The sequence below is a fragment of the Teichococcus aestuarii genome (assembly GCF_003116135.1).
GTDB lineage: Bacteria > Pseudomonadota > Alphaproteobacteria > Acetobacterales > Acetobacteraceae > Pseudoroseomonas > Pseudoroseomonas aestuarii.
Window position 1 is genome coordinate 66,017 of sequence record NZ_PDOA01000012.1, and the last position, 13,916, is coordinate 79,932.

10 protein-coding genes are annotated in these 13,916 nt (G+C 72.5%); 1 reads left to right on the forward strand and 9 read right to left on the reverse strand.

Annotated elements, in window-relative coordinates:
- Window positions 1-13 precede the first annotated feature (13 nt).
- Genes CR165_RS16715 through CR165_RS16735 form a run of 5 tightly spaced genes read right to left on the reverse strand, consistent with a single transcriptional unit; the run spans window position 14 to window position 5,181 of the window.
- Window positions 14-1,243: a CaiB/BaiF CoA transferase family protein gene (locus CR165_RS16715; protein WP_109518085.1), complete on the reverse strand. Its 1,230-nt coding sequence runs from the start codon at window positions 1,241-1,243 to the stop codon at window positions 14-16.
- Window positions 1,240-2,199, reverse strand: coding sequence for a hydroxymethylglutaryl-CoA lyase (locus CR165_RS16720; RefSeq protein ID WP_109518086.1), 960 nt, complete (start codon window positions 2,197-2,199; stop codon window positions 1,240-1,242). Before CR165_RS16720 ends, CR165_RS16715 begins: the two co-directional genes overlap by 4 nt.
- Window positions 2,200-2,236: 37 nt before the next feature.
- Window positions 2,237-3,748 carry a tripartite tricarboxylate transporter permease gene (locus CR165_RS16725; RefSeq protein WP_109518087.1) on the reverse strand — a complete coding sequence of 504 codons (1,512 nt, stop codon included), beginning with the start codon at window positions 3,746-3,748 and terminating at the stop codon, window positions 2,237-2,239.
- 6 nt (window positions 3,749-3,754) lie between these two features.
- Window positions 3,755-4,186: a tripartite tricarboxylate transporter TctB family protein gene (locus tag CR165_RS16730; RefSeq protein WP_109518088.1), complete on the reverse strand. Its 432-nt coding sequence runs from the start codon at window positions 4,184-4,186 to the stop codon at window positions 3,755-3,757.
- Window positions 4,183-5,181 carry a Bug family tripartite tricarboxylate transporter substrate binding protein gene (locus CR165_RS16735; RefSeq protein ID WP_109518089.1) on the reverse strand — a complete coding sequence of 333 codons (999 nt, stop codon included), beginning with the start codon at window positions 5,179-5,181 and terminating at the stop codon, window positions 4,183-4,185. Before CR165_RS16735 ends, CR165_RS16730 begins: the two co-directional genes overlap by 4 nt.
- Before the next feature lie 242 nt (window positions 5,182-5,423).
- On the opposite strand from CR165_RS16735, the gene CR165_RS16740 reads away from it, so the two are divergent.
- Window positions 5,424-6,221, forward strand: coding sequence for an IclR family transcriptional regulator (locus CR165_RS16740; RefSeq protein WP_181378206.1), 798 nt, complete (start codon window positions 5,424-5,426; stop codon window positions 6,219-6,221).
- An 82-nt stretch (window positions 6,222-6,303) separates the two neighbouring features.
- On the opposite strand, the gene CR165_RS16745 is transcribed toward CR165_RS16740, so the two are convergent.
- The 4 genes from CR165_RS16745 to CR165_RS16760 all read right to left on the reverse strand — a co-directional run bounded on the left by CR165_RS16745 (window position 6,304) and on the right by CR165_RS16760 (window position 13,889).
- Entirely contained in the window at window positions 6,304-7,701 is a 1,398-nt protein-coding gene (locus tag CR165_RS16745) for a PepSY-associated TM helix domain-containing protein (protein WP_109518091.1), read from the reverse strand.
- Window positions 7,702-7,856: 155 nt separating this feature from the next.
- The gene (locus CR165_RS16750; protein WP_181378207.1) at window positions 7,857-8,204 is read right to left on the reverse strand and encodes a DUF2946 family protein; all 348 of its coding nucleotides are present in this window, start codon (window positions 8,202-8,204) and stop codon (window positions 7,857-7,859) included.
- Window positions 8,205-8,318: 114 nt separating this feature from the next.
- A complete protein-coding gene (locus tag CR165_RS16755) occupies window positions 8,319-11,894 on the reverse strand; it encodes a PAS domain S-box protein (protein WP_109518093.1) in 3,576 nt (1,191 codons plus the stop codon).
- A 219-nt stretch (window positions 11,895-12,113) separates the two neighbouring features.
- Window positions 12,114-13,889 (reverse strand): transglycosylase domain-containing protein, encoded by a 1,776-nt coding sequence (locus CR165_RS16760; RefSeq protein ID WP_181378208.1) that lies wholly within the window; start codon window positions 13,887-13,889, stop codon window positions 12,114-12,116.
- Between the last annotated feature and the right edge of the window lie 27 nt (window positions 13,890-13,916).

A 13,916-nucleotide genomic window follows, 5' to 3' on the forward strand; every position in this document is an offset into this window, starting at 1 on the left:
CCCTGGCGCCCTGTCAGGCCTGCTGCAGCCGCGCCGGCGCCGCCGCGTCGGCCAGCACGCCGGCCTGCTGGAGTGCCGCGATCCGCTCGCCGGGCAGGCCGGCCGCCAGCAGCACCTCCCGCGTGTGCTCGCCGATCCTGGGTGGCTGCCGCCGCAGCGGGGCGCGGCTGCGCGCCTCGCCGAACTCCAGGGGCAGGGCGGGCAGCGGCACCTCCGGCCCGCCGCCCAGCGCGGCGATGGCGGTGGAGAGCAGGCCGCCGCTGGCGGTGAGATGGGGGTCCTGCAGCAGGTCCCCCGGCCTGCCGACCGGCGACCAGGACACCTCGGCCGCCGCGCAGCGCTGCGTGGCCGCGCCGAATTCGAGGGCGCCGACCGCCGCCTGCAGGGCGGGCAGCAGCCAGGCGCGTTCCCGCACCCGCTGCGCGTTGGTGGCGAGGCGCGGATCCCCCGCCAGCTCCTCCAGGCCGAAGGCGGCGCAGAAGCGCTCCCACTGCGCGTCGCTCGTGACGCCGATGAAGAGCTGCGTGCCGCAGCTTGCCTGGAACACGTCGTAGATGCCCCACGCACCGCGGCGGGCCGGCATCGGCGGCGGCGGCTCGCCCATGGCGGCGCCGCCGGCGATGTGCGAGCCCATCAGGAAGGCGGCGGATTCGAACAGCGCGCTGCCCACGCGCTGGCCTTCGCCTGTCCGCTCCCGCTCGCGCAGCGCGGCCAGCACGCCGGTCACGCCGAAGACGGCACCGAGGATGTCGATGACGGAGGCGCCCGCGCGCAGGGGCTGGCCGGGCGGGCCGGTCATGTAGGCGAGGCCGGTCTGGAACTGCACCACCTCGTCCAGCGCCGGGCGGTTGCCGTAGGGGCCGCCGAGGTAGCCCTTCAGCGCCAGGTAGATCAGGCGGGGATTGAGGCGGTGCAGATCCTCCCAGCCGCAGCCCAGCCGCTCCATGGTGCCGGGGCCATAGTTCTCCAGCACGATGTCGGCATCCGCCACGAGCCGGTGCAGGGTGGCGCGCCCCTCGGGGTGCTTGAGGTCCAGCGCGATGCTGCGCTTGTTGCGGTTGAAGGTGGCGAAGAAGCCGGCGGCGAAGCCCGGCAGGCGCCGCGTCCGGTCGCCATCGGGCGCGGGCTCCACCTTCACCACGTCGGCCCCCATGTCGGCCAGCAGCAGCCCGGCGCAGGGGCCCATGATGGTGTGGCTGAATTCCAGCACGCGCAGCCCTGCGAGCGGGAGCGGGCCGCTCATGCGGCGCGCGCCCGGAAGGCGGCCAGGCTGCCGCCGCGCAGCGCGGCGCTCGGCAGGGTGTGGCCGACGATGCGCTCGGCCAGGTGCCCCGCCGCGATCAGCGCGTCGGCGTCGATGCCCGTGGCGATGCCCATCTCCTCGCAGAGCAGCACCAGCTCCTCCGTGGCGATGTTGCCGGGCGCGCCCTTGTGCGCGGCGAAGGGGCAGCCGCCCAGGCCGCCCACGGTGGAATCGTAGCGCGCGACGCCGAGCCGCAGCCCCGCCATGGCGTTGGCGATGCCAAGGCCGCGCGTGTCGTGCAGGTGCAGCCGCAGGGCCAGCTCCGGCCAGCGCCCGCGCACCGCCCCCACCACCCGCTCGATCCGCGCCGGCGTCGCCCAGCCCATCGTGTCGGCGAGCGACAGGTCGTGGATCGCCTGGCCGTGCTCGGCGGCGATGGCGAGCCCGTCGGCCACCGTCTGCACCACCTGCTCCGGGGTGATGTCGCCGGCGAAGTTGCAGCCGAAGGCCGCCATCACGCCGACGCGCCCGACCGGGATGCCGGCGGCGAGATGGGCCGCCGTCTGCCGCCGCATCGCCTCGATGTTGCCGGCCCTGTCGCGGTTGAGGTTGCGGCGGGAGAAGGCCTCGGAGGCGGCGAGGGAGATGGAGCCGGTCATGCTCAGCCGGTCGCGGAAGGCCAGGGCGCGCTTCAGCCCCGCCTCGTTGAACCACAGCGCGTTGTAGGCGACGCCGGGCTTCGGGGTGAAGCCGGCGGCCACCGCCTCCGCGTCGGCCCAGCCCGGCACCAGCCTGGGCGAGACGAAGGAGCAGATCTGGATGTGGCGTATGCCGGTGCCGGAGAGCGCGTCGATCAGCGCGATCTTGTCCGCGCTCGCGATGGGGCCGGCCTCGATCTGGAAGCCCTCGCGCGGGCCTTCCTCGAAGATCTCGATGTGGCTGGGAAGATCGGACATGCGGGGCGACTCCGTTTCTGGGGCGGGAAGGGCGCGTTCACGCGCCGCGCGCGGCGGCGGCCTCGCCATGGCGGCGGCGCGCTTCCCGGACGATGGCGACAAGGATCATGCAGGCGGTGACGGCGTGCAGGGCGAGGGCGAGCGGGCTTTCGAGGAGCGTCCAGACATCGCCGCCGCTCGCGGCCATGGCGCGGCGCAGGCTCTGCTCCATCGGCGTGCCGAGGATGATGCCGAGCACCACCGGCACGAGCGGGATGCCGAGCTTGCGCAGCAGGTAGCCGAACACGCCGAAGCCCACCATCATCAGCAGGTCGAAGGAGTTCTGGTTGACCGAGTAGACGCCGAGGAAGCTGACGGTGACGACACCCGGCATCAGGTAGTGCGGCGGCACGGTGAGCAGCTTCGCGAAGAGGCCGACCAGCGGGATGTTCAGCACCAGCAGGATGACGTTGCTGACATAGAGCGCCGCCACCAGCCCCCAGACGATCTCCGGCTGCTGCTGGAACAGCAGCGGCCCCGGCTGCACGTTCAGCGTGACGAGCATGCCGAGCATGATGGCCGTGGTGCCGCTGCCCGGCACGCCGAGGGTGAGCATCGGCACCAGGCTGCCGCCGGCCGCGGCGTTGTCCGCCGCCTCGGGGGCGGCGACGCCGCGCGGGTCGCCCTTGCCGAAGGTGCCGTCCTTGTCGGAGACGCGCTTCTCCAGCGCGTAGCCCATGAAGCTGGCCAGGGTGGCGCCGGCGCCCGGCAGCACGCCGATGACGAAGCCGAGCAGCCCGGCGCGCAGCGAGGTGGCGGGGTAGGTCAGCCGGCGCAGCGCCGTGCTGCGCCGCCCCACCGGCACCTGCTCGACCGGGCCGGACCGCCGCTGCTCGATGTAGACGAGGAACTCGCTGATGGCGAAGAGGCCGATCGCCACGATGACGAAGTCGATGCCCTCGTACAGCTCGTAGGCGCCGAAGGTGAAGCGCGGGATGCCGGTGGCCGGGTCGATGCCCACCGTGCCGATGGCCAGGCCCAGCAGCCCGGCCACCAGCGTCTTGGCCGGGTTGCCGGTGGCAATGCCGCCGACGATGACGATGGCCATGACATAGAGGGCGAAGTACTCGCGCGGGCCGAAATGGATGGCGGCCATGGCCAGGGTGGGCGCCAGCACCGTCAGCCCGATGGTCGCCAGCGTGCCGCCGGCGAAGGAGGAGATGGCGGAGATCGCCAGCGCATCGGCCGCGAGCCCCTTCTTCGCCATGGGGAAGCCGTCGATGCAGGTGACGACGGCGGAGGAATCGCCCGGGATGTTGAGCAGGATGCTGGCGATGCGCCCGCCGAACATGCTGCCGTAATACACGCTGGTCAGCAGGATCAGCGCCGAGACGGGCGAGAGGTCCAGGCTGAAGGCCAGCGGGATGAGGATGGCGATGCCGTTCACCGGCCCGATGCCCGGCAGGGCGCCGATCACCGTGCCGACGAAGCAGCCGATGAAGGCCACCAGCAGGTTCACCGGCTGCGTCGCGACGGTGAAGCCGTGCGCGAGGGAGAAGAGGGTGTCCATCGCGCCCTATCCTCCGAAAGCGAGGCCGGGCGGCAGCGGGATGCCCAGGAACCAGTCGAAGAGCGCGAAGAAGCCGAGGCTGGTGGCCGCCCCGCCCATCAGCGCCTGTGGCAGCCGCGCGCCCAGCATGGCGGTCAGGCAGGCCACCAGCAGCAGCGTGGCCAGGATGAAGCCCAGCGGCTGCAGCAGCAGCGCATAGGCCACCAGCGCCGCCACGGTGGCCAGCTGCGCGAGCAGGTATCGCCCGCTCGACCATTCCGGCTCGGGATCGGGGCGCAGGGCCAGGTAGAGGCCGAGCAGGCCGATCGGCGGGGCCAGGGCCTCGGGGAACAGGGCGGGGCCCATCGGGTCGCCGAAGCCGACGCTGTAGGACCCCGCCTCCCAGCCGTACCAGCCGGCGAAGAGTGCCAGCAGCACGCCCACGATCCGGTCGCTCATGAGATGATGCCGATTTCCTGGGACAGGCCGCGCAGCTCGGACACCATGCCGGCCACGAAGCGCTCGAACTCCGGCCCCGAGCGCCAGACGGGCTGCAGCCCGGAGCGCCGCGCGGCCTCCTTCCAGCCCTCGCTGTCATAGACGCGCTTCAGCCCGGCGATCATGGCGTTGTAGTGCTCGTCGCTGACGCGGCCGCCGGTGTAGAAGCCGCGCCAGTTCAGCCCCACCACGTCGTAGCCCTGCTCGCGCGCGGTCGGGATGTCGGCGAAGGCGCCGGCCAGCCGCGCCTCGGCCATGGCGCCGAGGACGCGGATCTGCCCCGCCTCGACGAAGCCGGCGATCTCGGCCAGGTCGGTCGAGACGACCTCGACATGCCCGCCCAGCATCTGCGTCACCGCCGGCCCGCCGCCATCGTAGTGGATCCAGCGGAAGCGCTTCAGGTCGGCGGCGGGAATGCCGGCCTTCTGCGCCAGCAGCAGCAGGCGGAGATGGTCGTAGCCGCCGAGGCTGCTGGAGCCGCCGGTGACGATGCCGCCCGGGTCGCTCTTCAGCGCGCCGAGGAAGTCGGCCAGCGTCTTGAAGCGGGAATCGGCGCGGACCAGGATCACCCCCGTATCCGCCCCCAGCATGGCCAGCCAGCGGACGCGGTCGATGTCCCCCGGATAGCGGCGCTGCGCGATCTGCGTCAGCCCGACCGTGCTGGTGGCGACGAACAGGTTGTGGTCGGCGGCGCGGCGGCTGGTGACGTTGGCGAAGGCGACGGCGCCCACCGCCCCCGGCATGTTCGACACCTGCACCGGCTGGTCGACGACCTGCAATTCCTGCATCAGCCGCCCCACCGTGCGGCAGGTGAAGTCCCAGCCGCCGCCCGGGGCGGAGGGGGCCAGGCATTCGGGCCGCGGCCCGACGAAGGCCGTGGCCGGCCGCGCGGCGGCCAGCCCGGCGAGACCCAGCATGCCCGCGCCGAGCGCGCGCCTGCCTGCGATGATGTTCATGCGGCGTGTCCTTCCCTGTCTGGCGCGGCGAAGCCCGTGCCGGTCCATCGGCCGGAGCGCGGTGGCTCCGGGGCGATTGGCGCCGGGGCACGGAAGCGGGCCCTTCGCGCGGGCCCGCGGGCTTGGCCGGCAGTGTTTCCCCAATCCTTCGCGCCGGGCTCTGCGGCCCGCTTTACAGCCTGGGCATGGCGTCCTATTCAGCAGGACGGCCATTCCACTTTTTCAGGTTCGGACTCCCTGCCATGGCTGTCAAGTCATTCCCGGGCCCGCACGACCCCGCGAAGCCGCCCGAGGCGGGCGAGGCGGGGGGCATCGCGGCGGTGGACCGGGCGCTGCGCGTCCTGCTGGCCTATGGCGAGGGCGAGCGCGGGCTGACGCTCGGGGAGCTGTCCCGCCGCACCGGCCTCTACAAGAGCGCGCTCTCCCGCATCATGGCGACGCTGATCCAGCACCGCTTCGCGCTGCGGCACGAGGATGGGCGCTACGGCCTCGGCCCCGCCCTCTATCGCCTCGGCGGCCTCTATGAGCGCTCCGTCGATCTCAACGGCGCGCTGGCGCCGGCGCTGCGGGTGCTGGCGCAGGAGACGGGGGAGAGCGCCTCCTTCTACATCCGGCAGGGCGACCGGCGGCTGTGCCTGATGCGGGTCGATGGCTGGCGGCAGGTGCGCGACCACATCCCGGTGGGCTCGCTGCTGCCGATCGACCGCGGTGCGGCGGGGCGGATCCTGAGGCATTTCGGGGCAGCCGGGCCCGGCGCCCTGGAGCCCGCCTTCGTCGCCGCCACGATCGGCGAGCGCGACCCCGAGCTGGCGGCCGTGGCGGCGCCGGTCTTCGGCGCCGGGCAGCGGCTGGCCGGGGCATTGTGCGTCGCCGGCACCGCCACGCGCTTCTCGGAGGCGGAGCGGCTGGCCGGCATCCGCAGCCTGGTGTTCCGCGAGGCCGCCCGCCTGACCCTGGCGCTGGGCGGCGACGCGGCCGTGTTCTCCGCGAGCGGCCCGTGCGGCGCGACGCCCGGGGAGGAGCCGCCAGGCAGCGGGTAGGAGCAGGCCGCGCTCCGCAGGGGCTCCGCAAGGTGCCGCGCAAGGGCGCCCGGGGGTAGCCCCGCGCGCCCTGCCTCAGGTGCTATTCGGCCGCCAGGGAGCGTGCCGATGTCCGTGCATGGCGCCAGCGCAGGACATCCACGGCCAGGAAGGCGGCCAGGCTGAGCCCGGCCACCGGCAGGGCCCATCCCAGCGCCGCCATGGCCAGGGCCACGATGATTTGCGTCCGCGGCGGCAACCGGCACCAGCTCTGGACCAGGCTGCGCGGCAGCGCGCCCGGCGCAGGGCGGTTCTGCCACCAGATGCGGTAGCCATGGAGGGCCGCCACCATCAGGCCAATGCCCAGCGCCGCCATCAGGACCTGGTTCGCCACGCCGAAGAGGATCCCCATGTGCATGTCGATGCCCCAGCGGATCAGCTTGGCGACCAGGGGGAAGCCCGCGAAATCCGCGCGGCTTGTCACCTGCATCGTGCGCGGATCGATGGCGAGGCTGTCCACCTGGGTGGGCCAGGAGCGGTCGTACTCCCGCACCAGCCATGCGCTGCCGGGGCGCGGCAGGCGGATTTCCACCATGGGGGAGTCGATTCCCGCCGCCAGGGCGGTGGCCAGCACGGCATCCAGATGTCCCGCCGCATCCTGCCCCGCCGTATCCTGTCCAGCCACGCCGGGGGGGGCACCCGCAGGGTGGTGGGCATGGTCGCCCATCGCAGGCGCGGCCGCCGCATCGAGGCTCAGCGAGACGGAGGGCGTGACCCAGCCCAGCCCGCCGCGCAGCGCGTCGATCCGCCCGCCCGCCCATCGCGACCAGGTGAGGCCGGTCGCCGAGAGGAACAGCAGGCCGAGAGAGAGCGACACGCCGATCAGCCCGTGCAGCCGGCGGGTGCGCAGGCGGGCATTCTGCGGAGCCTTCCGGGACAGCCGGCCGGTACGCCGCCAGGCCCAGAGAAGCACGCCGCCCAGCGTCGCCACCCAGAGCCAGGACGCGGCGAGCTCGCTGTAGTAGCGCCCCGGCTCGCCGAGCAGGAGGTCGCGGTGCAGATGGTCGAGGGTGGTGCGGAACGGCAGGATGCCGCTGGTGCCATAGACGACGAGGTCGCCCTTCACGGCGAAGGTCGCCGGATCCACGAAGATTGCGCGGCTCTCGGATGCGCCGAGCTGCGGTTCCACGAACATGACGCGCGTGGTCCGGCCAGGAGCGGCCGCGGGGCGCACGGCGAACAGGCGCGCATCGGGGCCGGCAATGGCGCGGGCCGCTTCGGCCTGGGCGGCGAGGCTCCGTGCAGGTCCCGCGGAATCCGTCCGCAGTGCCTGGCGGTACAGGGCTTCCTCCAACTGCGGCGTCAGGACGTAGAGCACCCCCGTCAGGGCAGCGGCCAGCAGGAAGGGCCCGACGAACAGCCCGACATAGAAGTGCAGGCGGGCGATGAAGGCCCTGAGCTCCACGGCCGGGGAGGCGGCGGGGCGGGGATCGCCGGTCATGCCCCCTCCCTCCGGTCCAGAGGTCGGGGCGCAGGATGAAGGGCGGAGAGGCCGGCGCAGCCGCACGCGGCCGCGCCGATCCGCCTGTGGGGCAGAATGGACATGGAAGATCTCCTGAAGATGCGGGAAGGCTCGGCCGGCAGGCGGCCAGGGCTTCAGGAGACCGGCGGAGCGCGCGAATGCTGGGTGCGGGGCAGCGGCCGGAAGGAGAAGGCCCGCACGGCCGCGGCCATGGCCACTTCCGGCGCGGCCATGTTGCGCGGCGTCGGCAGGGCCGGCGGCGGCGCCAGGTCTCCTCCTGCCGGCGTCTGGCAGAGCAGGCAGCATATGGCCGTTGCCGGGGCCGGCTTCGCCGGCCTGCCATCCGCACCGAGGTGCAGGGTGTAGGTGCCATCCGGCGAGCAGATGACCACCGCCTCGCCCATGGCGGCCATGGCGCGCAGATGCGCCGGCAGCCCGCCGCTCCACTGCGCCAGCAGGAGCACGGCCAGAAGACGAAGCATCAGGCGGGCTGAGCGCGGCATGGCCCGGCCTGGCTAGCAACCGGCCTTGGCCTTGTCACCAGGGAAACGGCAAGGCGCTTCCTCCGGGCCGGGCGCCCGCGGCCTCCGCGCCGGCTAGCCGCCGGCGATCAACGTCGTGACCCGGTGCGCGAGGATGTCCATCGCGAAAGGCTTGGTGAGCACGTGCATGCCGGCCTCCAGCGGCCTGCTTCCCATCACCGCGTTCTCGGCATATCCGGTGATGAAGAGCACCTTCAGATCCGGCCGGGCGAGCCGTGCCGCATCGGCCATCTGCCGCCCGTTCATGCCGCCCGTCAGGCCGACATCGGTGACCAGGAGGTCGATGCGCGCATCGGACTGGAGGATGCCGAGGCCGCCGGCGCCATCCTCCGCTTCGAGCACGGCGTAACCCAGCTCCTCCAGCACCTCGGAGATGAGCTGCCGGATGGTGGCCTCGTCATCGACCACCAGCACGGCCTCGCCCTTCCCGGCGCCCGGGGCGGCGGAGGGCAGGTCCGGCCTCGCGCTCTCCTCCCCCGGGCCGTGATGGCGCGGGAGGTAGAGGCACATGGTCGTGCCCTGGCCGGGCTCGGAGTAGATCCGCACCTGCCCGCCCGACTGCCGGACGAAGCCGTAGATCATCGAGAGCCCCAGCCCGGTCCCCTGGCCGAGGGGCTTGGTGGTGAAGAAGGGGTCGAAGGCGCGTTCGATGACCTCGGGCGCCATGCCCGTTCCGGTGTCGGTGACGCAGAGCGAGAGATACTGCCCGGGCGCCAGGTCCTGCTCCCGGATCGCCCGCTCGTCCAGCCACCGGTTCGCCGTCTCGATGGTGATGCGCCCGCCCTCGGGCATGGCGTCCCGCGCATTGATGCACAGGTTCAGCAGCGCGTTCTCGAGCTGGTTGGCATCGATCAGGGCCGGCCACAGGCCCGCGGCGCCGACGACCTCGACCTCGATCTCCGGCCCCACCGTGCGGCGGATCAGCTCCTCCATGCCGGCGACGAGGCGGTTGATGTTCGTCGGGCTCGGCGCGAGGGTCTGGCGGCGCGAGAAGGCAAGCAGCCGGTGCGTCAGGGCGGCGGCGCGCCTGGCCGCGCCCTGCGCCGCCGCCACATAGTGTTCCAGCTCGCTGATCCGCCCCTGCCCGATGCGCAGGCTCATCAGCTCCAGGCTGCCGGTGATGCCGGTCAGGAGGTTGTTGAAGTCGTGCGCGACGCCGCCGGTGAGCTGGCCGACCGCCTCCATCTTCTGGCTCTGCCGCAGCGCCTCCTCGGCCCGTGCCAGACGCTCGGCCGCGAGCTTCTGCTCGGTGATGTCGCGGGCGGAGCAGAAGAGCTTGCCCTCGACCGGCACCGCGACCCAGGAGAAGCTGCGGTAGCCGCCGTTCCGGGTCCGGAAGCGGTTCTCGAAATCGGCCACCCGCGACCCGCCGGCGAGGCGGATCACCGCCACATGGGTGGCGGCACGGTCCTCGGGATGCTCCAGCCATTCCGAGGTGCGGCCGAGGATCTCCTCGCGGCTCCATCCCAGCTTGTCGGTCCAGGCCGGATTCACGCTGAGCCAGACCCCGTGCGCATCGGCGACGCCGAGCAGGTCCTGCGAGGCGTTCCAGATGCCGTCGCGCTCCTGGGTGCGCCTGGCCACCTGCTGCTCCAGCGTCTCGTTGATCCGCTGCAGCTCCGCCCCGGCCCGGGCCTGCTCCATGGCGGCCCAGGTGCGGTCCGCCACGGCGCGGGCGAAGGCGACCTCCTCCTCCGTCCAGGGGTGTTCGGCGTCCGTGTGGGCGAGGACAACGGCCGCCAGCCGCCCGTCCTTCATCAGCGGCACGTTGAGCAGCGCCCTTATCTGCAGGGCACCGAGCCGCGCCACGCCCGCGCCGGTCCGGGGGTCCTGCCGCACATCGGGGATGGCGACGACCTCGTTGCGCTTGAGGTCGTCGATGTAGGAGCCGAAATCCCGGAAGGCGTGCCGCCCGGCGACCGATGCGATCCCCGGGCCGGCGCACCAGTCGGGCTCTATCTCGATCACCTCGCGGGCGGCATCGACGCTGCCATAGCCCGCCCGCGACACCTGCAGCGCCGCGCCGAGAACCTGCGATGCCGCGGCGGCGATGGCGGCCGGATGGCTGAGGCCGCGGAGATGGTCGCCGAGCTCGATCAGCGCGGCCTGGCGCAGCTCCTGCCGCTTGCGGCTGTCGATGTCGATCAGGATGCCCGGAAAGCGCGTGGGTTCCCCGGCCGGATCCAGCTCGCAATGGCCATTCGCCTCGATCCACCGCCAGGAGCCGTCGGGCCGGCGGACGCGGTACTCGGCGCGATACGGCTCGCCCCGCGACACGGCCTGCCCGACCCGCTCCGCGACCTGGGCCAGATCATCGGGGTGGATCGCCGCGGCGGCCGCGCGCAGCGCGAGGCCTGTCGTCAGGGCCTCCGGATCGAGGCCGAAGGTGTCGGCGAAGCGGGCATCGCCGGTGAGCTGGTCCCGGGCGACGTTCCACACCCAGGTGCCCAGCACGACGCCCGTGTCCAGCGCCAGCCCGATCCGCTCGCCGGCGGCCTGCGCCTCCGTCACGTCGCGGGAGATCGCCAGCAGCCGGTCCGGCCGGCCCCCGGCATCCAGCATCGGCGTCACCACCACGTCCCAGTAGCGGCGGTTGCCCTTCACGGTGTCGGCATAGCCCTGGAAGTGGCCCCGGCCGCCGGCCCTGGCGGTGGCCAGCGCCGCCTGGAGCGCACCCCGTTCGTAGCCATGGCAGAAATCCGGCCAGTGGCATCCCTTGAAGGCGGCGAAATCGTCGATCTCCATGGCCCGGAGCCCGCCTTCGCTCATGAAGCGCAGCGTGCCGTCGAGATCGAGGACCTTGATGCAGTCGGGGGAGCTGGCCAGCACCTGGCGGTTGAACGCCTCGCTCGCCCGCAGCGCCTCCTGGGCGTCCAGGGCGGCCGAGATGTCGATGACGATGCCGGTGAAGCGCAGGGCCTGCTTTCCGTCCCATTCGTAGCAGCGGCCGCGCATGAGGACGCTGCGGGCCTTTCCCGCCCCGGGCACGACGCGGAACTGCCTGGTGTACTCCCCGCGCCCGGCCAGGGTGGCGGAGAGCCTCTCGGCGGAAACCCGGTCCTCAGGATGGACCGCCGCCAGCACCTGCGCCAGCGGCATGCCCTCGGCCAGCCGGGCGGCATCCAGGCCATGGAGTGTGGCGAAGCGTTCATCGGCCCGGACCAGGCCGGCCGCCACATCCCAGTCGAAGAAGCCGACCAGCCCCGTCCCGAGGGCGGCCGCGGCCCAGTCCTGGCTGCCGCGCAGGGGCTGGTCCACCCGCCGCTGTCCGCCGCGGTCGCGCAGGGTCTTGATGAAGCCGGAGGCGGCGCCCGTCCCGGCGCGCAGCACCATCATCTCGCCCTGGGTGAAAACCCGCGAGCCGTCGGCGCGGACATGCCAGCGCTCGTCGCGGCCGCGCCCCGTGCGGAGGGCCTCGTCCCGCTCGAAGGCAGGCCTGCCGCCGGCCACATCCTCCGGCGTGAAGATCCGGTCGGCCGGGGCGCCGAGCATCTCCGCCTCGGTCCAGCCGAGGATGTGCCGGGCGCCCTCGCTCCAACTGGTGATCCGGCCTTCCAGGTCGAAGCTGATGATGGCGGGGTCGATGGCGCCGTTCAGGATCTGCTGGCCGTGGGCCATGGTTTCGCTCATCGGCGCGGCCCCCTCCGGCAAGGCTGCCGGGGCGGCTCGGGGCGGTGGCCTTCGGAGAGAGATAAGACCATTGCCGGCCCGATGATGGACATGACCCACGCCATAGCAGAGCAGCCCCCCGGACGGAAACCGGCACTCCGGACCGAGCCGGCTCCGAGACGGAAGCCGGCCGGAATGCCCGCGGGCGTTGCGCCGAGCCGCGGGCCGTTGCGCGCCCCGTCAGGAGCCCCTGCCGATGTCCATCATGACGGCACGCCAGATCTGCGCCGGCAGCCCGCCGCCGGACACGCCCTGCATCGGCTTGTTGTCGCCATTGCCGAGCCAGATGCCGGCCACGTACTCCTCGGTGAAGCCGATGAACCAGGCGTCGCGGTTGGCGGTGGTCGTTCCCGTCTTGCCCCCCGCCCAGAAGCCGGGATCGGCGGCCTTTCCGGTGCCGCGCTCGACAACGCCCGAGAGCATCTGCCGCATGGCATCCGCATGGCGCGGGGCCAGGGCCTGCCTGATCTCCGACCGTGCCGGCAGCACGCGCGTCAGGATCTCGGTGCCGGCCGAATCCTGGACCTTCTGCACCGAATACGGCACGACCATCCGGCCGTGGTTGGCGATGCTGGCGAAGGCCGCGGTGAGATCGACCAGCCTGGCCTCGTAGGTGCCCAGCGCCAGGTCGCCCGCCTCGCCTTCCGGATCGTCGTCGATGTTCATCGTCCTGATCAGGGCGCGGACCGCCCCGGTGTTCCGCATCGCCACGCGGACGGCGGCTGTGTTGGAGGATTTCTCCAGCGCGGCGGCCAGGGTGATGTCGCCGAGATACCTGTCGTCGAAATTCCTGACAGGCCGCCCCCCCAGCTCCAGGGCGGCATCGCTGACCATGCTGTCCGGCGTGCTGCCTTCCTGGAGGGCCGCCAGATACACGAACACCTTGGCCACGGAGCCCGGCTGCCGCCTGGCCTGCGTGGCGTGGTCCCATTCCTTCTGCCTGTAGTCGCGGCCGCCCACCAGCGCCACCACGGCGCCGTCATGCCGCATGACGACCACCGCGCCCTCCTCGATCTGCCCGGCGCCGGCGTGGCGGCGCAGCGCCTGCTGCATGTGCCGTTCGGCGGACGCCTGGATCTTCATGTCCAGCGTGGTGGAGATGGTCCTCGTACCCTGCCGCCCTTCAGGCGTGGAATTGCCATTGGCCTCCGCCTCCGCCCAGCGCGCGAACCAGCCGATCTGCGTGCCGCGGGGATAGACGCCGCCCCAGGCGGATCGCGACGGGGCGATGGCGACAGCCTGCTGCTTGGCGCGGTCCGCCGCCCTCCGCGAGAGGGAGCCGGCCTCCACCATCTGCTCGATGACCCGGAAGCCACGGTCGCGCGAGAGCTCGAAATTGCGGTGCGGGTTGTACCGGTTGGGGGCGGGCAGCAGGCCGACCATCATGGCCGATTCCAGCACGCTCAGGCTGAGGGCATATTTGTTGAAGTAGACCCGCGCGGCGGCCTCGATGCCATAGGCGCTGCCGCCGAAGAAGACCCTGTTGAGGTAGACGAACAGGATGTCCTCCTTGCTCAGGTTCAGCTCCAGGATCGGCGCCAGCACTGGCTCCTCCAGGAGCTTGCGCACGATCGGGCTGTGCTCCTTGAGGTAGATCTCCTTGATGGTCTGCTGGGTCAGGGTGCTGCCGCCCTGGGTGCGCCCCGTGAGCGTCGACCAGACGGCGCGCGCCATGGCCCGCGGGTCCAGGCCCCAATGGTCGTAGAAGCGCCGGTCCTCGCTGGCCACCAGCGCGTTGATCAGGTGCTTCGGCAACTGCGCGAACGGCACGGGCGGGCCGTAATACGCGCCGCGCGCGCCGACGAACTCGCCCTGTGCGCTCAGGATCCGCACGCCGTTCTCACGATTGTCGGTGACGAGACGGCCGGCATCCGTGAATTCCAGCGCCTCGGCCTCGCGTGGCGCCGCGGCGGCCAGGCCGAGCAATGCGAGGAAGCGTCTCCGGTCGAGAGACACGGTCAGAGGATTTGAACAGGGCCGGTG

Coding starts and splice junctions, on each gene's coding strand:
- CR165_RS16735 (WP_109518089.1), bottom strand. CDS start 5,181: ATGAACATCATCGCAGGCAGGCGCGCGCTCGGCGCGGGCATGCTGGGT.
- CR165_RS16730 (WP_109518088.1), bottom strand. CDS start 4,186: ATGAGCGACCGGATCGTGGGCGTGCTGCTGGCACTCTTCGCCGGCTGG.
- CR165_RS16725 (WP_109518087.1), bottom strand. CDS start 3,748: ATGGACACCCTCTTCTCCCTCGCGCACGGCTTCACCGTCGCGACGCAG.
- CR165_RS16750 (WP_181378207.1), bottom strand. CDS start 8,204: ATGCTTCGTCTTCTGGCCGTGCTCCTGCTGGCGCAGTGGAGCGGCGGG.
- CR165_RS16755 (WP_109518093.1), bottom strand. CDS start 11,894: ATGAGCGAAACCATGGCCCACGGCCAGCAGATCCTGAACGGCGCCATC.
- CR165_RS16740 (WP_181378206.1), top strand. CDS start 5,424: ATGGCTGTCAAGTCATTCCCGGGCCCGCACGACCCCGCGAAGCCGCCC.
- CR165_RS16745 (WP_109518091.1), bottom strand. CDS start 7,701: ATGACCGGCGATCCCCGCCCCGCCGCCTCCCCGGCCGTGGAGCTCAGG.
- CR165_RS16715 (WP_109518085.1), bottom strand. CDS start 1,243: ATGAGCGGCCCGCTCCCGCTCGCAGGGCTGCGCGTGCTGGAATTCAGC.
- CR165_RS16720 (WP_109518086.1), bottom strand. CDS start 2,199: ATGTCCGATCTTCCCAGCCACATCGAGATCTTCGAGGAAGGCCCGCGC.